Below are 20,462 nucleotides of genomic sequence, written 5' to 3'. Positions count from 1 at the left end.
CCGGGGGATTTGGGGGGTTCTCCGAATCGAGTATCTGCTGCGACATGGGCGTCTCCGCTTCTGGTGCGGGGTGGAGAGGAGACGGGGAAGGACTCCTCTCCACCCCGGTCTGTTACCTGGTCGTCGCCTGCTTGCGGCGCGACGCGATGAGCGCCGTGCCGGCAGCGGCGACCAGGAGAGCGAGGCCGGCGATGGAGAGCACCAGGGCTCCCGCCGAGCCGGTGAGCGGCAGCTGCACCGGAGAGACCTGGGTGTTGGCGACCTGCACGATCGTGGCCTCCGCGATCGAGCCGGGGGTCACGGTCACCGGGATCACGGCGTCGTGGCGCTGGTAGCCGGCGGGTGCCTGCGTCTCCACCAGGTAGTAGTCCCGGGCCGTCTGCCCGTCGGTGGTGTCGCCGACGTACAGGCCGTCGATCGTCGCGGTGCCGTCGCCGCTCGTCTCACCCGTCCAGACGGGGGTGCCGACGGTGCCGGCGAGCGCGGCCTCGGCCTCGGCCTGGGTCTGGTAGAGCGCGAACTTCGCACCGTTCAGCCGCTGGCCCGCGCCCTCCTCCGCGTCGTACTTCTCGATCGTCACCGCGCCCCACTTGGTGGCGGGCTTGTTCGAGGGCAGCGACACGTCGCCGGGCAGGTGCACGAGCGCCTGGTTCTCGATCACGCCGTTGCCAATCGACTGGACCGTGCTGGTGAACACGATCACCACGTACTCGCCCTGGTTGGCGTTCACGGTGGCGAGGTCCGGGGTAACCAGGAGCGTCTGGCCGCTGCTTCCGGCGGTGGAGTAGGCGACGTCGACGTCGTTGATCGTGACCGAGTCCACGCCGAGCCCGCCGAGCCTGCTGTCGAAGGTGTCGCTGACGCCGAAGCTCGCGAGCGATTCGCCGGGGGCCAGCTGCGGGATCGCGGCGGTGACCGTCCACTTCACCACGTCGCCGAGCTTCACGGCGTCGGAGCTGTCGACCGACTTCTCGATGCTGCCCACCGAGTTCTTCGGGTAGACGTGGACGTCGTACAGCCACTCGTTGTCGTGCGGCAGCGGCACCGTCACGAAGAACGGCTCCGCCTTGCTCACGATGCTGTTGCCGCCGTTGTCGGCGCCCTCGGTCACGAGATAGACCCCGATGCCGAGGCCGGAGAAGGTGGTCGAACCGCTCACCGTCTCCTGCGTGCCCACCGCGGTGACCGAGTAGGTGTCCACCCCGTCCGTCACCCGGCCGCCCGAGTACTGGAGGCTGGGCACCACGGCCCAGTCGTCAGGGTTCGTGAGGTCGATGCCGTCCACCTGGGCAACCGTGAACTCCACGCCGCTCAGCGCATTGCCCGAGGGGGTCTCACTGCCGTCGGGGTTCAGCGGAGAGGTCGAGCCCTGCTCCTCGTACTTGTGCACGGTCAGCGAACGCGCCTGCCCGGTGTCGATGTTGCCCACGACGGTCGGCGATACCGGCTCGTCGACCGCGGATGCGGCGCTCGCCGAGGTGATCGCCCCGACCACCGCCAGAGCGGTGACGCCGATCGCTGCGAGGGCCCGTCTGCCGAAGCGGCCCCGTTGCTGTTGCCTCATGATGATGTTCCTCTCTTGAGGGGCGCGTCCCCGGGCCCCGTTCGGTGTTCGATGCGGAAGGTCTGCACGGCCGGCGGCCGCGTCCGATGCGGTGCCCGTGTCACGGCACCTCCGGGAGTCGGCGCCTGCGGTTCCAGTAGAGGGTCCCGATGATGGCCGCGAGAGCGGCGAGGCCGATCCCCGCGATCCCGAACGCGTCCGAGCTGAGTCCGCCGGTGAGCGGCACCGCCACCATGGGCGCCGGCTGGTTGACGAAGCGGTAGATGGCGTGCTGTCCCAGGCCGACCGAGATGTCCGAGGGATCGGAGATCGTCACGCAGGCCGCGGGATCGAAGCCGCCCGGCAGGCTCGCGTCGGGCTCGCACTGCTCCACGCGGTCGAGGAAGTAGGCGATGACGCTGCCCGGATCGGCGAGCGCCTCGGTGAGGGCGTGGCTCGTGCCGGGAGTCACCTCGAAGGTGTTGGCGCCGGTCGCGGCCTCATCGCCCGAGACCGTGATCGGCGTTCCGCCCTCGGGCGTCGCCGTGAGGTCCCAGTCGCGCGCCGGCGCGTCTCCCGCGGTCACGTGCTTCACCAGGGTGAGCGAGGTCGCACAGGTCACGGTGTTCGTGATCCCGAAGGTGTTGGCGCCGCCGACGAGGGTCGCGGTGTGGGTCGCGCCCCCGCTCAGGTCGACCGGCGGGTTCACAGCCGCCCCGTTGGCCCGGGTGAGCCGCTGCGAGGTCAGCTCGCATCCCGGGTGGTCGGCCGTGTCGATGGAGGCGGTCTCGCCGATGGCGACCTGCTGATCCTTGACGAAGCCGGGGTACACGGTGCCCCACTGGGGGCCGTCGACCCCCTGGATCGTGGGGGATGCCGTCAGCCAGCTCGGCACCGGATCGCCGGCGCCCTGGGGCGCTGTGTAGGTCCCGATCGTCTCGCCGGCGGAGTCCGTGATCACCCAGGTCTTGTGCACCGCGAGGGTTGCGGGCTCCGCGTGACGGTTCTTCACGGTGCAGGTGATGTTGTCGCCGATTCCGAACGGGGGCACCGTCCACGAGTCGCCGTCGCGCGTGACCGGGACGGGGATCGTGCCGCGGTTGACGCAGGTCACGCTGTCGAGCGTCCAGTTCTCCTTCGGCGTCTCCGTGATCGTGAGCGACGCCTGCTGGTCCTCGGCCGTGAAGCTCTGGATCCACTCCACCGAAGCGGCGACGCCGGCGACCGTGGTCTGCTGCGCCGCACCGTTCAGCGTGCCCTGGCTTCCGGCCACGAGCCCCGCCGTGTAGCTCCAACCTCCGCGGAGAGGGGTCTCGGTGCCGTTCGAGGCGATCTCGGTCTTGTTGACGGTGATCGGGGCCTGGCAGGTCAGTCCCTGCGCGATCGCCCTGAGCCGCCCCTCGAGCTCGCTCCAGTCCGCGGTGAAGTAGTCCTGGTTCAGGGTCTTCCCGGAGATGGCCATCAGGTTGGTCTCCGAGCCGCCGGGAAGCGCCACGCCGACCGCCCAGACGGGGGCTCCGCCGGCCTTCACGGCGTTCGCGGAGAGCACCGCGTTCTCCACGTGGAAGAACCGCACGCTGTCGGCGCTCGTGGTGGAGCGGCTGCGCGTCGGGGCGCCGTCCGTCACCATGAGCACGATGTCGTAGTTGCCGGCCGAGGCCTTGTCGAGCGCGTCGTCCCAGTTGGTCGCCGCGGCGTAGTTGCCGTTGTTGCTCAGGTAGCCGTGCAGGTTCGAGGCGAGGGCCGATGAGGCGATTCCGCTGCGGCCGCTGGCCTCGCTCTGCACCGTCCCGGCGTTGTTGAACATGATCGACGTGATGTGGATCAGGTCGGTCGGGGTGACGAGCCCGTTGACGAGGCTGCGCACGGCATTGGCGTAGGCCGTCTGCTCGGAGGTGTCGATCGACGTCGAGGTGTCGAGCACCAGGCCGATCCGCAGACCCGTGGTGCAGGTGGGCAGCACCTGCGGGTTGAAGATCGCGTTCGTCGTGGCGCCGATGCTTGAGAGATCGGTGGATCCGCTCACCGTCGTGCGGGGCACGTTGACGGTTCCGCCCGACGTGGGCAGCACGCCCGTGCTGCCGGGATACGGCTTGGCGGTGAGCGCGCCGGTCGCCGAACCGGTGGCGATCTGACCCAGCGCGAAGGTGCCCGGCCCGGGCGTCGTCTCCACGACGCGGTAGGAGACGCCGGTGAAGCCGCCGGGGACGAGGATGCTGCAGGAGGTGCCCGAGGTGATCTCGCAGCCGGCCCACGGCTGGTCGACGCGCACCGAGGGGCTGGCGTCGGTCCAGAGCTCGAACTTCGCACCGGCCGCGAGCGCGGCGTTGGCCCCGCCCCGCAGCACCTGCTTGTTCACCTGGATCGTCACCGGCTGCCGGAAGGTCTGCGTGAAGGTGCAGTAGGCGTAGCGGTTGCTCGGCGTCTGGTTCGTGTTGTTGTTGAACGACACCGTGCGGTTCGGCGCCGAGACGGTCGCGTTGCTGGTCTGGCTGCACGCGAAGCTCGTGGTGTACTGCGCCTGGATCGCCGGATCGGCCGTCGCCGAGAGGGTGTAGGTGGCGTTCCGCGGCACGGTGCGCGTCTGCCCGGAGGAGAAGGGGTACTCGTCGGAGGTCGCGTTGTTGCGCACCGCCTTCAGCTCCCAGGCGGCCGCCGTGGCGGTTCCGCCGCCCGCGTTGACCACGGTGGTGGTGATCCTCAGGCCGGCACAGGCGTTGGTGTTCCCGCAGTCGTCCACGATCACGGCCAGCGGGGCGATCGGCTCGGCCTGCAGGCCCGCGTCCTCCTCGCCGGAGGCGGCCCGGGCGGCGGGCGCCGCCTCCGTCTCCTCCGGAGCCGCCACCGTCTCCTCGACGGGCGGGGCGGGATCCGCCGCCGGCAGCTCTTCGACGGCCGGTGCCGGCTCCGTTGGCGGCGGGCTCGTCGGCTCCGCGGGAGGCGGATCGGCGACCGGCGCCGGATCAGCGGTCGGCGGAGCGGGATCCGCGACCAGCGGTGCGGGATCGACGGAGCTCTGAGCCGTCTCGGGTCCACCGGCTGCGGGCGATCCCTCCGCGAACGCGGGCGCCGCGCCCAGGAGGGCGATCGAGCATGCCGCGATCGCCGCGATCACCCCGGTTGCGCCTCGACGGTTCAGGCGGCGTCGCGCCGCGCGTGCACCGCTGAGCGTTCCCCGTTGCCGGTGGCCTGATAGCTCCATTGCGTCCTCGATTCCCACGGATCACGAGGATGCAATCGATCGGCCTGCGCCGTGCTCCCCGTTGTGTGAGAACGCTATGGAGAGATCCGGATCCGGGGATCCGTGGAAAATACGTACTTCGGATCGAGGCCAATGTTGCACACCGATGAGACCCCCTTCGAGAGGGTCCGGCCGCAGGGGCCCGAGAAGACGGTCTACTCGTCGTCTTCCGAGTCGTCGTCTAGGTCGTCGAGGTCATCGGAGTCGTCGTCGAAGAGCTCGGTGTCGTCGGAATCGTCCGCGAGATCCTCATCCGCATCGACGTCGTCTTCATCCGGATCTTCAACCGTCCCGGCGAGCACGGCGCCTTCCTCGTCGAGGTCGACGCCGTCGATCTCGTCGTCGAAGTCGCTGAAATCGTTGTCGAGGATGTCGCCGTCGAGCAGATCCTCCTCCGAGTCCGCATCGTCCTCGTCGCTCAGCTCCGCGGCGGCTGCCTCGGCGGCGGCCGCCTCCTCGGCGGCCTGGCGCGCCTGCGACTCGCGGTACTGCGCCAGACGCACCGACCAGGGCACCCACTCGGGCGCCACGACCGCACCGGCCCCCGGCAGGAGCTCGACCTCGAGCACGTTCACGGCCGACTCCTCGTCGATGCGCGCGAGGGTCGCGGCCCAGCGCCATCCGGGGTAGCCGGGCAGCCGGCACTCGAAGAACAGCGTGAGCACGTGCTCCTCGTGCACCTCGTGCCCGTCGTCCGATCCCACGGTGCGCGGGTCGGTGATCTCGGCCAGCGCGGCGCGCGCCTGATCCCGCGCCGCCAGCAGCACCTCATCCGGCTCGATCTCGATCGGCGGGATCTCAACGGCATCGGCCGCCTCGAACCCGGTTCCCTCGGCCTCCGGCGCTTCGGAGCCGGGAGCCCCGGCGGCCCGCGTCCCGGGTTCGTCGAACGGCGACGCCTGCGGCTCAGACATCGAAGTCATCCGCGACGCGGCGCAGCATGGTCGCGACCTTGCGCGACTGCGAGCGCTCGGGGTACTGGCCGTTCTTCAGGTGGCTGCCCAGCCCGTCGAGCAGCTTGACCAGGTCCTCGATGATGACCGCCATCTCGTCCGCCGACTTGCGGTTGCGCTTCGCCAGGCGAGGCGTGTCGATCACGCGCACGGAGAGCGCCTGCGGACCCTTGCGACCGTCGGCCACGCTGTACTCCAGGCGCGTGCCGGTCTGCACGTCGGCCCCCTCGGGGATCACCGACGCGTGCAGGTACACCTGTGCTCCGTCATCGCCCTGGATGAACCCGAAGCCCTTCGCCTCGTCATAGAACCTGACCTTGCCGTTCGGCATGCCTTCGTCCCTCTCCAGCGGAGATCGCTCCGCCACGCACGTCTTCGCGAGCGCTGCGCTCGCATACTCGGCCAAGTCTACCGCGCTCTCCTCCAGTCGCTTCAGCGGTGCAGCCGATAGCATGGCACGGATGTCCACTGAACCCAGCACCCCGTCGGTCCTCGAGAGGATCCTCGCCTACGCCTCGCTCGCCATCATCGCGACCGCGCTGCTCTCGTTCTTCGCCACGCTCATCGTGGGAATGAACGACCGTCAGGCCATGGCGGAGGGGCTGTGGCCGTTCGTCTACGGGTTCTCGCTCATCGGTCTGCCCGTGGGGTTCGTCCTGCTGATCCTGTTGCTCGTGCTCAGCCAGCGCCGCCGTCGCGCCGAGTTCCGACGCGGCAACCGCTCGTAGGCTCGGCGACGCTATGAGCGGCACCCTGGCGCTCGCCTCCGCCATCGCGGAGATGGATCGCGACGCGCTCGAGTCGCTTGTGCGCCGGCGGCGCCCGCAGGCACCCTCGAGCGTGCTCGACCCCATCGGGCTCGCGGCCGAGCTGCTGCGACCGGAGTCCGTCCTCCGCGCCCTGACTCCGCTCGACCGCGGCGCGCTGGCGGTGCTGCTCCGGGTGGGAGCGGCCCCGGCGGCCGCGCGAGGGGAGGACGACGAACCGCTCGCCGCGCTGCGGGATCTCGGCCTGGTGGGCATCGAGGACGGACGCCCGGTGGCGCTCCCCGAGGTCACCGAGACGCTGCGCCAGGCGCTGCAGGCCGCCGGGCTCCGGCCCGACGAGGTCGGCGCGGACCCGGCACCGCTCGAGCCCGCCGAGGGCGCGGTGGATCCCGAGGAGCCGGACGCCCCCTCGTGGATGACCGCGGCGCTGACCTCGGTCGGCCAGGCCGCCGAGTGCCTGCGCGTGCTGGGGGATCATCCCGGCCGTCTGAACCGCAACGGCACCGTCGCCGTCGCGACGGTGCGCGGGATCGCGGAGGTCGTGGGGATCGACGCGGACTACGCCGCGCAGGCGCTCGCGGCCGCCGACCGGGCGGGCCTGGTCGTGGCGGGCGGATCCTCGCTCGTCGTCGCGGACCGGGCCGCCGACTGGATGCGGGGCGACCACACGGCGCGGTGGCTCGAGCTCGCCGCGGCGACGCTGGCGACCATGCCCGTGCCCCTGCGAGCCGCCCTGCCGCGGTCGGCCTCCCTCGCGGCCGCGGCCGACGCGCTGCCGCGGCGCTTCCCGCTGCTGCCCGAGGCCGAGCTCGAAGCGGCGCGGCGGTTCGTCGCCGCCGCCGAGCATCTCGGGCTCGCCGCACGCGGGCGCCTCAGCCGGGTCGCGGAGCTGCTGCGCTCGGGCGAGCGCGACGCGGCGGCCGAACTCGCCCGGCAGCTGCTGCCCCCGGCCGCCCCGGGCGTCTACGTGCAGCCGGATCTGAGCGTGATCGTGCCCGGCCCGCTCGCACCGCAGGACGAGATCGACCTGGCGTCCCTCACCGTGCCCGAGCACATCGGCGTCGCCTCGACGAAGCGCATCACCGAGGCGTCGATCGCCGAGGCGCTCAAGCGCGGCGTCACTCCGGCCGAGGCGCGCACCGTCTTCGAGCGGGTCTCGCTCACCGGTATTCCGCAGCCCCTCGACTACCTGCTCGGATCGCTCGCCGAGCGCGTGGGCAACATCGTCGTGAGCGAGTACCAGGGCGACGACGGGCGCACCCGCGTCGTCGTCAGCCGCCCCGAGCTCGCCGACACCCTGACCGTCGACCGCGCGCTGCAGCACCTGCAGCTGCAGCGCGTCGACCCGACCACGCTGCTCTCCCGGTTGCGCGCCGACCACGTGCTCGCAGCGCTCGCGGACGCCCGCTACCACGCCTCGGGACCTCGTGAGGCCGCGCCCGAGCGGTCCGCGCACGCGGCTCCCCCCATCGATCCCCAGCCCCGCGCGGGCGCCCTCGCCGAGGCGCTCGCGGAGCTGATCGAGCGCGTCTACCTCGCGGCGCGCTCCGAGCCGGGCACCGGCGACTTCACCCGGAGGCTCGAGCTCGCGATCCGCGACCGCACCCCGGTGCGCGTCACCGCCGAGGCCCGCGGCCAGCATCACACCTTCCTCCTGCTGCCGGTATCGCTCAACGCCGGCCGCCTGCGCGCGACCGACCAGGCCGCCGGGGTCGAGCGCACCCTGCCGGTCAACCTGATCACCGCCGTCGAACCGGCCTGATCCCGCGGCCCCACCCCGCCCCGCCCCGCGAGACACCTTCGCGCGTCAGTAGTTGTCACCAAACCTGACGTGAGGCGACAACTACTGACGCGCGCTCCGGGGTGAGGGAGCACCCGGGGCGGGCTTCCCCGAGTGCCCACTCGCCCCGGCAGTGCTCACTCGCAGGGTTCGCGCGGAGGCCGGAGCACCGGCTCGCCGCCCGGGCACGGTAAACTAGTCAGTTATGAATCTCGGGCCCCTCATCGTGCAGAGCGACCACACCGTGCTCATGGAAGTCGCGCACCCGGACGCGGAGGACGCCCGCCACGAACTCGCGGTGTTCGCCGAGCTGGAGCGCGCACCCGAGCACATCCACACCTACCGCATCACGCGGCTCGGCCTCTGGAACGCGCGCGCCGCGGGCCACACCTCCGAAGAGATCCTCGACACGCTGAACCGGCACGCCAAGTTCCCGGTGCCCACCGGGGTGGCGAGCGAGATCGAAGACACGATGCGCCGCTACGGCCGGCTCACCATCGAGCGCGCGGGAGCCGATGAGTACGGCGGCGAGCGCGCGGGCGAGCTGATCCTGCGCTGCGACGATCCCGCGGTGCTGCGCGAGGTGGCGAGCGCGAAGAAGATCGCTCCCCTGCTCGGCAACCGGCTCGACGATCGCACCTACCCCGTCGAGGCCTGGGCGCGGGGCGAGCTGAAGCAGCAGCTCGTGGCGCGCGGCTGGCCCGCCGAGGATCTCGCCGGCTACACACCCGGAGAGCCCTACGACATCGATCTGGAGCAGCAGGGCTGGCAGCTGCGCGACTACCAGTCCAAGGCGGTCGAGGCGTTCCAGCGGGGCGGCTCCGGCGTGGTGGTGCTGCCCTGCGGCGCCGGCAAGACGATCGTGGGCGCGGCCTCGATGGCCGCAGTGGGCGCGAAGGCGCTGATCCTCGTCACCAACGCGGTCTCGGCCCGCCAGTGGCGCGACGAGCTGCTGCGCCGCACCAGCCTCACCGAGGACGAGATCGGCGAGTACTCCGGTCAGGTGAAGGAGGTCAAGCCGGTCACGATCGCGACCTACCAGATCCTCACGAGCCGCCGGAAGGGCGAGTACGCGCACCTCTCGCTGCTCGACGCGCAGGACTGGGGCGTGATCGTCTACGACGAGGTGCACCTGCTGCCCGCGCCGGTGTTCAAGCTCACCGCCGAGCTGCAGGCCCGCCGCCGCCTCGGCCTCACCGCGACGCTCGTGCGCGAGGACGGCCGCGAGGGCGACGTGTTCAGCCTCATCGGCCCGAAGCGCTACGACGCGGCCTGGAAGGACATCGAGGCGCAGGGCTTCATCGCGCCCGCCGCCTGCTTCGAGGTGCGCATCGACCTGAGCGAGTCGGAGCGCATGGACTACGCGGTGGCCGAGGATCAGGACCGCTACCGCATCGCGTCGTCGACGTTCGCCAAGCAGTCCGTCGCGCGGCGCATCATCGAGAAGCACCCCGGCGAGAGCGTGCTGGTGATCGGGCAGTACATCGACCAGCTCGAGGCGATGGCCGAGGCGCTCGGGGCGCCGCTCATCACCGGTCAGACTCCGGTGGACCGGCGCGAGGAGCTGTTCCAGGCCTTCCGCTCGGGCGAGGAGCGGATCCTCGTCGTCTCGAAGGTCGCCAATTTCTCCGTGGATCTCCCGGATGCGTCGGTGGCGATCCAGATCTCCGGATCCTTCGGATCGCGCCAGGAGGAGGCGCAGCGCCTCGGCCGCCTGCTGCGGCCGAAGTCCAGTGCGCGGGCCGCGGAGAGGCGAAGCCTCGAAGCGTCCCGCGGCGGCGCGCCCGACGTCCGGGATGAGGACGAAACCGCTCCCCTGACGGCGTCGTTCTACACGCTCATCGCACGCGACACCGTGGATCAGGACTTCGCCCAGAACCGGCAGCGCTTCCTGGCCGAGCAGGGCTACAGCTACACGATCCTCGACGCCCACCAGCTGTAGCTGCTCCGGCCGCCGGGCCGGGGCCCGGGTCCGGGCTCGTTACATCATCGCGACCGAGATTCCATACCGACCGGTCGACATGTAGAGTGGGCACGGAACCGTCCGCACCGCACAAGGGAGCACCCCGATGAGACTCGGCCAGGCCATCAGCACGCTGCTCGCGGAGTACGGCGTCGAACAGGTCTTCGGGATCCCGGGCGTGCACACGCTCGAGCTCTTCCGGGGCATCGACGGGAGCGGCCTCCGCGTCGCGGTGCCCCGCCACGAGCAGGGTGCGGGGTTCATGGCCGACGCCTACGCACGGGTCACCGGCGAGCCGGGCGTCTGCTACCTCATCACCGGCCCCGGCGTGACCAACGCGATGACCCCGATCGCGCAGGCGTGGCACGACTCCGTGCCGATGCTGGTGATCGCGTCCGCCGTCGAGCGCGCGCAGCTGGGCTCGCACCGCGGCACGCTGCACGACACCCCCGACCTCGCCGAGGTGCTGCGCCCGTTCACCCTCATCAGCGAGACCGTCGACTCGGCCGCACGTGTCGCCGAGCTCATCGACGAGGCGTTCCGCCGCTGGGCCGCGGAGCGCCCCCGGCCCGTCTACATCGGCGTGCCCGTCGACCTGCTCGCCGAGGAGGTGGGCGAGCTGGGGCGCCCCGAGCGCGCCCGGCGCGACGCCGCCGGGAGCGACGGGACGGCGGCCTCGCCCGACGTGGTCGCGACGCTCTCCGCGGTCGCGGTCGCAGCCGCCCCGGCCGGCCTCGCCGATGCCCTCGACCTCCTCGCGGCGGCGGAGCGCCCCGTCGTCGTCGCGGGCGGCGGGGCGCGGCACGACCGGCCGGCGGTGATGGCGCTGGCCGAGCGCGTCGACGCCCCCGTGATCCTCACCGGCAACGCCAAGGGTCTGCTCCCGCCGCAGCATCCTCTCACCACGGGCGTGAGCCTGTTCTTCCCCGCTGCGCACCGCCTGCTCGCCGAGGCCGATCTGGTGCTCGCGCTGGGTACCGAACTCTCCGACTCGGAGGGTCTCCCCCTCCCGCCGGCCGGGCCCGAGCTCCCCGAGATCCTCCGCGTGGACATCGATCCCACCGCCGCGCACCCGCGCCAGCGCCGGCCCGCGATCCCGATGCGCGTGGCCGAGTTCGCCGCACGCGCGCTCGAGCACCTGCCGCCGCTCCCGCGAGTCGGGGGCGGCTCCGGATCCGACCGCGCGGCCGCGGTGCGCGACGAACTCGCCGCTGCGCGCGCCGCCGACCCCTACACCCCCTGGATCGCGGCGCTCGAACGGGCGCTCCCCGACCATGCGCTGCTCACCGCGGACTCCGCGCAGCTGGCCTACCAATCGCATCTGTTCCTCGAGCTCGACTCTCCAGGCCGCTGGCTCGCGCCCTACGGCTTCGGCACGCTGGGACCCGCCCTGCCGATGGCGATCGGCGCAGCCATCGGGGCTCCGGGCCGGCCGGTGGTGGCGCTCGCGGGAGACGGCAGCGCGCTGTTCACCCTGCCCGAACTCGCCACCGCGCACGATCTCGGCCTTCCCGTGGTGCTGGTGATCTGGGACAACGGGGGCTACCGCGAGATCGAGCGCTCGTTCGAGCGCTCCGGGATCGCACCCGCGGGCGTGCGCACCACCGCCCGCGACCTCGGCCGGATCGCCTCCGGGTTCGGGATCCCGATCGCCCGGCCGACCTCGCCCGACGAGCTCGAGCACGAGCTGCGCACGGCGATCGAGCGCGGCGGCCCGGCGGCGCTGATCGTCTCCGCCCCCGCCGAGCTCCGGGTGCGATGACGCCGCCGCATTTCCAGCGACTTCATAGCAAACAATCAGAGACTGAGAGCATGACTACTCAGCACAAGGGACCCAGGATCCTCATCGTCGATGACGAGCCCAACATCCGCGAGCTGCTCAGCACGAGCCTGCGCTTCGCCGGGTTCGGCGTCCGCGCCGTCGCCAACGGTGCGCAGACCATCTCGGCGGTCCTCGAGGAGGAGCCCGATCTCATCATCCTCGACGTCATGCTGCCCGACATGAACGGCTTCAGCGTGACCAAGCGCCTGCGCTCGGCCGGCTACACGGCGCCCATCATCTTCCTCACCGCGAAGGACGACACCGAGGACAAGGTGGAGGGCCTCACCGTCGGCGGCGACGACTACGTGACCAAGCCGTTCAGCCTCGACGAGATCGTCGCCCGCATCAAGGCCGTGCTGCGCCGCACGATCCAGGAGGACGAGGAGTCGGTGCTCACCGTCGGGCCGATCACCATGGATCAGGATACGCACGAGGTGACCGTCGAGGGCGCCTCGGTCGAGCTCTCCCCCACGGAGTTCAAGCTGCTGCGCTACCTCATGCAGAATGCGAACCGCGTGCTCTCGAAGGCGCAGATCCTCGACCACGTCTGGGAGTACGACTTCAACGGCGACGCGGGCATCGTCGAGTCGTACATCTCGTACCTGCGCCGCAAGCTCGACCCTCTCACCGAGGAGTCGCTGATCCAGACCAAGCGCGGCTTCGGATACATGCTCAAGACCGAGACCAAGTAGCGTGACGCGCTTCGCGGACCGCTGGACAGACGTCTCGCTGCGCGCGAAGATCACCGGGGTCACGGTCTTCATCCTGTTCCTCGGTCTGATCGTGGCGGGTGTCGGCACGATGGCGCTGCTGCGTCCGACGCTCATCAACAACCAGACGACCGAGCTGGCGCAGCTGCGCAGCGATCCCACGCCGGCCCTTGCGAACGGCGCCGATCTGCGCGGGCTGACCCGCGAGGATGTGCTCTTCGCCAACCGCGAGTACTACGTCGCGATGCTCGACGCGCAGGGCAACCTGCTCTACGACAACACCGGGTACGCCGACGCGGAGGCCGAGGGCAACAAGAGCATCGACCGCCCCCAGCTGCCGCAGACCCCCCTGTCGCTCGACGCCGTCGCGGAGAAGCGGGATCGGATCGTCGACCTGGAGGGCGAGGGCGGCACGGGGTGGCGCGCGATCGTCTTCCCGATCTTCGTGAACGGCCAGCCCAACGGCACGCTGCTCATCGCCAGCTCCACGACCCTCATCACGCAGGCCGTGGCCAACTACGTGGTCATCTTCACCGCGTTCGGGATCGCCGTGATCCTGCTCGGCGCCGCGCTCACCCGCCTGCTCGTCACGGCCACCATGCTGCCGCTCGCGGAGGTCGAGAAGACGGCGCTCGAGATCTCCCGCGGCGACTACTCGAAGCGCATCATGGTCACGAGCCCGCACACCGAGGTGGGCCACCTGGGCGAGTCGCTCAACGTGATGCTCGACCGCCTCGACGGCTCGCTCGAGGACCGGGCGCGCACCATCGAGCGCATGCGCCGCTTCATCGGCGACGCGAGCCACGAGCTGCGCACGCCGCTGGTCTCGGTGCGCGGCTACGCGGAGCTGTACCGCATGGGCGCCCTGCAGGACGAGGAGCAGGTCGGCCAGGCGATGGAGCGCATCGAGAAGGAGTCGATCCGCATGACCTCGCTGGTCGAGGATCTGCTCGCGCTCGCCCGCCTCGACGAGCGCAGACCCCTCGAACTCGCGCCGCTGCCGCTCAACCGGCTGGCGCACGACGCCGCACTCGACGCGCGGGCGCAGGCGCCGGATCGCGAGGTGTCGGTCATCGAGGCGCCGGGCGCGCCCGAGGTGATCGGCGACGAGCACAAGGTGCGACAGCTCATGACGAACCTCATCGGCAACGCGATGAGGCACACGCCGGCGGGCAGCCCCATCGAGATCGTGGTCTCGGTGCCACCCGCCCCGGCCGACGACGGCCCGCAGGTCGACCCGGTCCGGCCCGGCCCCGCCGCGCCGGTGGCACGCTTCGAGATCGTCGATCACGGCGACGGGATCCCCGAGCAGATCCGTGAGAAGATCTTCGGCCGGTTCTGGCGCGCAGACACCTCGCGCAACCGCGAGACGGGCGGCTCGGGGCTCGGCCTGGCCATCGTCAAGTCGATCGTCGATGCGCACGGGGGACGCGTCAGCGTGCACGAGACGCCAGGCGGCGGGGCGACCTTCCGCGTCGACCTGCCGAGCGCCCCGCCCTCGGACGACACGGTCCCGGTGGCGCGCCTGATCGTCTGAGCCTCCCCGGCCCGCTCGTGCAGGGAGCACCACCGGCACAGGACCGATCCCCCGATCGCCTCCTGCACGAGTGGTTCTCTCCGGCGCGAACGGCAGCTCACCTCGGCCGCCCCTGCGAGATCGCCATCATGATCTGGGCCTGCACCCACGGCCACTCGAACATCACCTGCCGATAGCTGACGCGGATCACTCCGTAGCCGTTGTTCGCCAGGACGGCGTCGTGGCGGTTGTCCTCGTCGCGCTGCTCGCCGGTGTGGGTCGCCCCATCGATCTGCAGCGCCAACCAGCCGTCGATCAGAAAATCCACTCGATGGCCGAACAGCCAGGTCTGCGCGACGACCGGGAGCCCGAGCGAGCGCACTCTGCGCCTCACGTAGCTTTCCAGGCCCGAGTCGGCGAACGGCGTGCACTCGTGCAACAGGCTCCTCGCGCGAGTCCCGAGAGGCAGTCGCGCGAGCGATTCCCTCGTCACCATCTCCCTGTTCAGCGCGGACTCCCAGATCGCCTGTGCCTCTTCCCTCGGCTGGCAGGACGCCACGTAGGCGAGCGCGTTCTCGAGGGGATCGAGCAGCAGGTGCGGCTCCCTCCGCAGGACCGGGCGCCCCCAGTGGACGACGTGGCCGTCCGTGTCGAGGTGGGCGTGAGGCGAACGCGCCGCTACGTGCAGCGGCCCCTGGCGCTCGAGCGACCAGAGCTTCCGGCGACGCACCACGGTCACGCAGCTCAGGACGACGCCCCTCTCAGCGGCGTAAAGCAGTTCGCGGTCGGTACCGGGAAGGGCGACCCAGCCGCGTTGCGGCCGGATCAGGCGACCCCGCGCGAGCAGACCCCGCAGGCGGTGCCTGCCGAAGCCCAGCTCCTCGAGGTCACGGGTGCGCATGATGCCGCCGGCGGCGCGAAGGGTGGAGTCAAGGTTCATCCGTCCAGGCTTGCCGCAACTGCGATGTCTCGCGTTCATCCGAGCGGTGACCTGAACAAGTTCGCCACGGCGCGCTCGTATTGCCGCCTTGTGAGCGGAGAACGCCTGCGCGTCACGCGCCACTCGTGCAGGAGAAAACCACTGGTGCAGGACCGATCCCCCGATCGCCTCCTGCACCAGTGGTTTTCTCCTGCGCGAGCGTCCTGCGTTAGTCCAGGACACCCTCGCGGAGTGCGCGGAGCACCGCCCGCGTGCGATCCCGGACCCCGAGCTTCGTCAGGATGGTCGAGACATGGTTCTTCACCGTGCCCTCGGCCAAGAACACGGCCTCCGAGATCTCCCGATTGCTGTACCCCTCCGCCATGAGGCGCAGCACCTCCAGCTCGCGCCCGGTGAGATCCTCGATCGGGGGCGCGTGCGCGTCCATCGGGGCCGGCTCCGAGCGGAGCGCGCGCAGCAGCCGATCCGTGATCGACGGCGCGATGTAGCTCCCGCCGTCGGCCAGCACATCGACCGCCCGCGTGAGCTGTTCCAGGGTGACGTCCTTCAGCAGGTACCCGCGCGCGCCGGCGTGCAGTGCCTCCAGCACCAGCCGGTCGTCCTCGAAGGTCGTGAGCACGAGCACCGGCACGTCGCCGCCCAGCTCCTGCAGTCGCCGCAGCGTCCACAATCCGTCGCGGTGGGGCATGCGCAGGTCGAGCAGCACCACCTCCGGCCGGACGTCGGCGATGAGCGCCAGCGCCGCCTCCCCGTCCCCGGCCTCGCCCGCGACCTCGACCCCGGCGAGCTCGAGCAGCGCGCGGATGCCGGACCGCACCAGCGCCTGGTCGTCGATCACCACGACCCGCCTCGCACCACCACCGGCGCCACCCGCACCGCTCATGACGCCGGAACCCTCGCGGTGACTCCGAATCCTCGCGCACCGTCGAACCGCACGTTCCCGCCGAGCGACTCGAAGCGCTCGCTGAGCCCGCGCAGTCCGTTGCCCGGCTGCAGGTCGCGGACCCCGCGCCCGTCGTCACGGGCGCGCAGCACGATCCCGTCCTGATCCGAACGCACTTCGATCCGCAGCTCCCTGGCGTCGGCGTGGCGGATCGAATTGGTGACGATCTCCTGCACCGCCCGGATCAGCAGCACCGTGCGCTCCTCGTCCAGCGCCAGTCCGTCGTCGACCTCGAGCACCACACTCGGACGGGTGAGATCCCGCACGACCCGCTCCAGGGTGCCCCGCAGCTCCGGGCGCTCACCGCGCAGGTCCCCGACGGTCGTTCGCACGTCGGACAGCAGTTCGCGCGCCACCGTTCCAGCGCGCTCGATGTGCCCGGCCGCCGCGGATCCGGGGTCCCGGTGCTTGGCGGCCTCGAGCTCGAGTGCCAGCACCGTCAGCTGGTGGCCGATCAGGTCGTGCAGGTCCCGGGAGATGCGCAGCCGCTCCCCTGCTCGAGCGGTCTCGGTCAGCAGCTCCCCCTGCGCCTGCAACTCGACGTGCGCCTCGGCGAGCGCCCGCCCGGACCGCTGCTCGCGCAGCAGCGCGAGCGAGCTGAGCAGCGCCGCCACCTGGATGAGCAGGTAGAACCCGAGGGTGATCGAGAGCTCGGTGAGCAGGCCCGGCCGCTCCTCGCGACTGGTGAACGGCACCGCGATCACCGCGAGGTTGACGACGGCGAGCGAGAAGCCGACCCACGTCGGTACGAGGTACGGGCTGATCGAGACGACGACCACCAGCACGATGGGCAGCAGTCCGAGTCCCATCCCCGTGACCACCAGGGCCCACGAGGCGCCCACCCCGACGCCGAAGCAGACGTACTGCCACGCACGCGGCCGCAGCTCCCAGGCCGCCAGCAGCAGTGCGAGCAGCATCGCGCAGAACAGCGCGATCCACCAACCGTGCGGGATCAGCGTCTCCGCCCCGCCGAACAGCACCGGACCGGCGGCGATCAGCAGAACCGCGAGCATGGCGATCCCCGACCATATCTCCGGATCGAAACGGCGCATCTCCCCAGGGTAGGGGTGGGCGGCCGCGGGTGTACAGGTGCCGGAAGTCACCTTCGAGATCGTGACTCCCTGCAGGGGCGCCCGAGCCGCCTCGCTCCCTAGCGTGAGGGTATGGATGCGAATCGGGAAGCGATTGCAGAGGGAGACGGCACGAGGTCGTCCCAGGGTCGGGAACCGGCGGCCGTCAGCGCCGTCCGGCTCCACAAGCGGTACCGGCGGCGCATCGCCGTCGAGGAGGTGAGCCTGCGCGTCGAGCAGGGCGAGGTCTTCGGGATCCTCGGTGCCAACGGGGCGGGCAAGACCACCACGGTCGAGATGATCGCGGGGCTGCGACGCCCGGATCGGGGCCGCGCGACCGTACTCGGCCTCGACCCGGTGCACGACCGTGCGGCCGTCCGCCAACTGCTCGGGGTGCAGCTGCAGGAGGCGGAGCTGCACGGCTCGCTCACCGTCGGAGAGCTGATCGGACTGTACCGCGGCTTCTACCCGGAGCCGCGGCCGGCCGACGAGCTGATCGAGCTGGTCGGGCTCGGCGATCAGCGGCGCACGCGCTTCGACAGGCTCTCCGGCGGGCAGCAGCAGCGGCTCTCGATCGCGCTCGCCCTCGCGGGACGCCCCCGCGTGGTGATCCTCGACGAGCTGACGACCGGGCTCGACCCGCGAGCCCGCCGCGGCATGTGGCGGACCGTCCATCGGCTGCGCGACGAGGGCTGCACGATCCTGCTGGTGAGCCACGCGATGGAGGAGGTCGAGCTGCTGTGCGACCGCGTCGCGCTGCTCGACGCGGGCCGGGTCATCGCCCTCGATACGCCCGCAGGTCTCGTGGCCCGGGCGGGTGCCGAGGATCTGGACCAGGCCTTCGTCGCGCTCACCGGCAAACAACCGGAGGAGACCTCATGACCACCACCGCGATGACGCATCCGCCCGCGCGGCACCGCCCCGGCCTTCGGGCGTGGCTCGGCCTCTTCGTGTGCGAGGCGAAGATGACCGCCCGCGACACGGCCGGACTGATCGTTCCGCTCGGCCTGCCGCTCATCATCCTGCTCACCTCGGCGTCGACCGCGAGCGCGGAGATCGTGGTGAACGGACGCAGCGTGCTCGACCTGTTCGTGCTGCCGCTGGTCTTCGTGATGGTCGCCACCATGATCGGGGTGCTCAACATGCCGAGCTTCCTCGCCTACTACCGCCGCAGCGGGATCCTGCGCCGGCTCGCGACCACCCCGCTCTCGCCGCTCATGGTGCTCGCGGCCCAGGTCGCGGTGAGCCTCGTGCAGGCCGCGATCGGCATCGGGATCGCCTCCGGTGTGGCGGCGGCCTTCTTCGGCGCACGGCTGCCGGTGCATCCGTGGACCGCCCTCGGGGTGCTGCTGCTCACGATGCTCGCGATGTACGGCATCGGCATGATCGTCGCCTCGGTCTCACCGACGCCGAACTCCGCGGTCGCGATCGGGCTCATCGGATTTCTCGGGCTCGGTGCCCTCGGCGGCATGTTCGGCGGACGCGATGCGCTGCCGGATTGGCTCTCGGCCGTCGGAGAGGCCCTGCCCTTCGGCGCGGCGGTCGAAGCGCTGTCGTCGGCCTGGGCCGGGATGCCGTTCGACCCCGTGCACGTGCTCAGCCTCGTCGCGGCGTCCGTGCTCGGCGCGACCATCGGCGCGCTCTTCTTCCGCTGGGAGTGAGTCGCAGCACCCGGGCCGCCGCGAGCCAGGATCGAGCGCGGCGAAACGGGATCCCGCGCGGCGGGAACTCCTGCGACGGCCACTCCTCGAAAACGATGAAGGGCGAGGCCTCGCGGCCTCGCCCTTCATCGTCGCCGGACTTAGAAGTCCATGCCACCGGTCGGGTCGCCGGCCGGAGCCGCAGCAGCGGGCTCGGGCTTGTCGGCGACGACGGCCTCGGTGGTGAGGAAGAGGCCTGCGATCGACGCGGCGTTCTGCAGCGCCGAGCGGGTCACCTTCGCGGGGTCGAGGATGCCCTGGGCGACCAGGTCGCCGTACTCGCCGGTCGCGGCGTTGAGGCCGTGGCCGATGGGGAGGTTCGCGACGCGGTCAGCGACGACACCCGGCTCGAGACCGGCGTTCTGCGCGATCTGACGCAGCGGAGCCTCGATCGCGGCCTGCACGATCTTGGCGCCGACCGCCTCGTCGCCCGAGAGCTCGAGGGTCTCGAAGACGTCCTTGCCGGCCTGGATCAGCGCGACGCCGCCGCCGGGCAGCACGCCCTCGTCGACGGCCGCCTTCGCGTTGCGCACGGCGTCCTCGATGCGGTGCTTGCGCTCCTTGAGCTCGACCTCGGTGGCCGCGCCCGCCTTGATGACGGCCACGCCGCCGGCGAGCTTGGCGAGGCGCTCCTGCAGCTTCTCGCGGTCGTAGTCGCTGTCGGTGGTCTCGATCTCACGGCGGATCTGAGCCACGCGGCCCTGGATCTGCTCCTCATCGCCACCGCCCTGGACGATGGTGGTCTCGTCCTTGGTGATGATGACCTTGCGAGCGGTGCCGAGCATGTCGAGGGTCGCGTTCTCGAGCTTGAGGCCGACCTCCTCGCTGATCACGGTGCCGCCGGTGAGGATCGCGATGTCCTGCAGCATGGCCTTGCGGCGGTCTCCGAAGCCCGGGGCCTTGACGGCCGCCGACTTGAAGATGCCGCGGATCTTGTTCAGCACGAGGGTCGCGAGGGCCTCGCCCTCGACATCCTCGGCCAGGATGAGCAGCTGCTTGCCCGACTGGATCACGGGATCGACGACGGGGAGCAGGTCCTTGATGTTGGAGACCTTGCTGTTGACGATGAGGATGTAGGGATCCTCGAAGACCGCCTCCTGGCGATCGGCGTCGGTGACGAAGTAGGCCGAGAGGTAGCCCTTGTCGAAGCGCATGCCCTCGGTCAGCTCGAGCTCGGTGCCGAAGGTGTTGGACTCCTCAACGGTGACCACACCCTCCTTGCCGACCTTGTCGATGGCCTCGGCGATGAGCTGGCCGATCTGCTCGTCGGCGGCCGAGATCGATGCGGTGGCCGCGATCTGGTCGGTGGTCTCGACCTCCTTGGCGTTCTCGAGGAGCTTCGCCGAGACGGCGGCGACGGCCTTCTCGATGCCCTTCTTGATCGCGATGGGGTCGCTGCCGGCCGAGACGTTGCGCAGGCCCTCGCGCACGAGCGCCTGGGCGAGCACGGTCGCGGTGGTGGTGCCGTCACCCGCGACGTCGTCGGTCTTCTTGGCGACCTCCTTGACGAGCTC

At 71.0% G+C, this 20,462-nt stretch carries 16 protein-coding genes; 8 read left to right on the top strand and 8 right to left on the bottom strand.

Annotation, left to right across the window (positions count from 1 at the left end):
• Positions 1 to 112: 112 nt before the first annotated feature.
• From ACWKZU_RS14995 to ACWKZU_RS14980, 4 genes are all read right to left on the bottom strand, one after another.
• Positions 113 to 1,564 carry a SpaH/EbpB family LPXTG-anchored major pilin gene (locus ACWKZU_RS14995; RefSeq protein WP_449283138.1) on the bottom strand — a complete coding sequence of 484 codons (1,452 nt, stop codon included), beginning with the start codon at positions 1,562 to 1,564 and terminating at the stop codon, positions 113 to 115.
• A 100-nt stretch (positions 1,565 to 1,664) separates the two neighbouring features.
• Entirely contained in the window at positions 1,665 to 4,658 is a 2,994-nt protein-coding gene (locus ACWKZU_RS14990; RefSeq protein WP_449283137.1) for a vWA domain-containing protein, read from the bottom strand.
• A gap of 281 nt (positions 4,659 to 4,939) precedes the next feature.
• On the bottom strand, positions 4,940 to 5,698 hold the full coding sequence (locus ACWKZU_RS14985) for a DUF3027 domain-containing protein (RefSeq protein ID WP_449283136.1): 759 nt from the start codon (positions 5,696 to 5,698) through the stop codon (positions 4,940 to 4,942).
• Complete coding sequence (locus ACWKZU_RS14980) at positions 5,691 to 6,068, bottom strand: cold-shock protein (RefSeq protein ID WP_449283135.1); 378 nt, start codon at positions 6,066 to 6,068, stop codon at positions 5,691 to 5,693. The genes ACWKZU_RS14985 and ACWKZU_RS14980 overlap by 8 nt, the downstream gene beginning before the upstream one ends.
• Before the next feature lie 130 nt (positions 6,069 to 6,198).
• Between ACWKZU_RS14980 and ACWKZU_RS14975 the strand changes: the two genes are divergently transcribed.
• From ACWKZU_RS14975 to ACWKZU_RS14950, 6 genes are all read left to right on the top strand, one after another.
• Positions 6,199 to 6,465, top strand: a complete 267-nt coding sequence (locus tag ACWKZU_RS14975; protein WP_449283134.1) for a hypothetical protein — start codon at positions 6,199 to 6,201, stop codon at positions 6,463 to 6,465.
• A 13-nt stretch (positions 6,466 to 6,478) separates the two neighbouring features.
• Positions 6,479 to 8,266 carry a helicase-associated domain-containing protein gene (locus ACWKZU_RS14970; RefSeq protein ID WP_449283133.1) on the top strand — a complete coding sequence of 596 codons (1,788 nt, stop codon included), beginning with the start codon at positions 6,479 to 6,481 and terminating at the stop codon, positions 8,264 to 8,266.
• Between the two features lie 223 nt (positions 8,267 to 8,489).
• Positions 8,490 to 10,226: a DNA repair helicase XPB gene (locus ACWKZU_RS14965; protein WP_449283132.1), complete on the top strand. Its 1,737-nt coding sequence runs from the start codon at positions 8,490 to 8,492 to the stop codon at positions 10,224 to 10,226.
• A gap of 127 nt (positions 10,227 to 10,353) precedes the next feature.
• On the top strand, positions 10,354 to 12,009 hold the full coding sequence (locus ACWKZU_RS14960) for a 5-guanidino-2-oxopentanoate decarboxylase (protein ID WP_449283131.1): 1,656 nt from the start codon (positions 10,354 to 10,356) through the stop codon (positions 12,007 to 12,009).
• Positions 12,010 to 12,059: 50 nt separating this feature from the next.
• On the top strand, positions 12,060 to 12,761 hold the full coding sequence (locus ACWKZU_RS14955) for a response regulator transcription factor (protein ID WP_053385559.1): 702 nt from the start codon (positions 12,060 to 12,062) through the stop codon (positions 12,759 to 12,761).
• Between the two features lies 1 nt (position 12,762).
• Entirely contained in the window at positions 12,763 to 14,316 is a 1,554-nt protein-coding gene (locus ACWKZU_RS14950) for an ATP-binding protein (RefSeq protein ID WP_449283130.1), read from the top strand.
• A 97-nt stretch (positions 14,317 to 14,413) separates the two neighbouring features.
• On the opposite strand, the gene ACWKZU_RS14945 is transcribed toward ACWKZU_RS14950, so the two are convergent.
• From ACWKZU_RS14945 to ACWKZU_RS14935, 3 genes are read right to left on the bottom strand one after another with little or no spacing between them, the layout of a single operon-like run.
• Positions 14,414 to 15,412: a DUF559 domain-containing protein gene (locus tag ACWKZU_RS14945; protein WP_449283129.1), complete on the bottom strand. Its 999-nt coding sequence runs from the start codon at positions 15,410 to 15,412 to the stop codon at positions 14,414 to 14,416.
• A gap of 31 nt (positions 15,413 to 15,443) precedes the next feature.
• Positions 15,444 to 16,118, bottom strand: a complete 675-nt coding sequence (locus ACWKZU_RS14940) for a response regulator (RefSeq protein WP_449283128.1) — start codon at positions 16,116 to 16,118, stop codon at positions 15,444 to 15,446.
• The gene (locus ACWKZU_RS14935; RefSeq protein ID WP_449283127.1) at positions 16,115 to 17,230 is read right to left on the bottom strand and encodes a sensor histidine kinase; all 1,116 of its coding nucleotides are present in this window, start codon (positions 17,228 to 17,230) and stop codon (positions 16,115 to 16,117) included. The genes ACWKZU_RS14940 and ACWKZU_RS14935 overlap by 4 nt, the downstream gene beginning before the upstream one ends.
• A gap of 111 nt (positions 17,231 to 17,341) precedes the next feature.
• Between ACWKZU_RS14935 and ACWKZU_RS14930 the strand changes: the two genes are divergently transcribed.
• A complete protein-coding gene (locus tag ACWKZU_RS14930; RefSeq protein ID WP_449283126.1) occupies positions 17,342 to 18,130 on the top strand; it encodes an ABC transporter ATP-binding protein in 789 nt (262 codons plus the stop codon).
• Positions 18,127 to 18,909, top strand: a complete 783-nt coding sequence (locus tag ACWKZU_RS14925; RefSeq protein ID WP_449283125.1) for an ABC transporter permease — start codon at positions 18,127 to 18,129, stop codon at positions 18,907 to 18,909. Before ACWKZU_RS14930 ends, ACWKZU_RS14925 begins: the two co-directional genes overlap by 4 nt.
• 140 nt (positions 18,910 to 19,049) lie before the next feature.
• On the opposite strand, the gene groL is transcribed toward ACWKZU_RS14925, so the two are convergent.
• A partial coding sequence (gene groL / locus ACWKZU_RS14920) for a chaperonin GroEL (RefSeq protein WP_449283124.1) occupies positions 19,050 to 20,462 on the bottom strand: 1,413 nt, incomplete at its 5' end.

Source organism: Leucobacter sp. (genome assembly GCF_053528595.1).
The sequence above is the reverse complement of the archived record's forward strand: the minus strand, read 5'-3'. Positions and strand labels throughout refer to the sequence as shown.

Bases quoted from the DNA above. Each gene is read 5' to 3' on its own strand.
- ACWKZU_RS14995 (WP_449283138.1), bottom strand. From the start codon at position 1,564: ATGAGGCAACAGCAACGGGGCCGCTTCGGCAGACGGGCCCTCGCAGCG.
- ACWKZU_RS14985 (WP_449283136.1), bottom strand. From the start codon at position 5,698: ATGTCTGAGCCGCAGGCGTCGCCGTTCGACGAACCCGGGACGCGGGCC.
- ACWKZU_RS14980 (WP_449283135.1), bottom strand. From the start codon at position 6,068: ATGCCGAACGGCAAGGTCAGGTTCTATGACGAGGCGAAGGGCTTCGGG.
- ACWKZU_RS14975 (WP_449283134.1), top strand. From the start codon at position 6,199: ATGTCCACTGAACCCAGCACCCCGTCGGTCCTCGAGAGGATCCTCGCC.
- ACWKZU_RS14970 (WP_449283133.1), top strand. From the start codon at position 6,479: ATGAGCGGCACCCTGGCGCTCGCCTCCGCCATCGCGGAGATGGATCGC.
- ACWKZU_RS14965 (WP_449283132.1), top strand. From the start codon at position 8,490: ATGAATCTCGGGCCCCTCATCGTGCAGAGCGACCACACCGTGCTCATG.
- ACWKZU_RS14960 (WP_449283131.1), top strand. From the start codon at position 10,354: ATGAGACTCGGCCAGGCCATCAGCACGCTGCTCGCGGAGTACGGCGTC.
- ACWKZU_RS14955 (WP_053385559.1), top strand. From the start codon at position 12,060: ATGACTACTCAGCACAAGGGACCCAGGATCCTCATCGTCGATGACGAG.
- ACWKZU_RS14940 (WP_449283128.1), bottom strand. From the start codon at position 16,118: ATGAGCGGTGCGGGTGGCGCCGGTGGTGGTGCGAGGCGGGTCGTGGTG.
- ACWKZU_RS14935 (WP_449283127.1), bottom strand. From the start codon at position 17,230: ATGCGCCGTTTCGATCCGGAGATATGGTCGGGGATCGCCATGCTCGCG.
- ACWKZU_RS14930 (WP_449283126.1), top strand. From the start codon at position 17,342: ATGGATGCGAATCGGGAAGCGATTGCAGAGGGAGACGGCACGAGGTCG.
- ACWKZU_RS14925 (WP_449283125.1), top strand. From the start codon at position 18,127: ATGACCACCACCGCGATGACGCATCCGCCCGCGCGGCACCGCCCCGGC.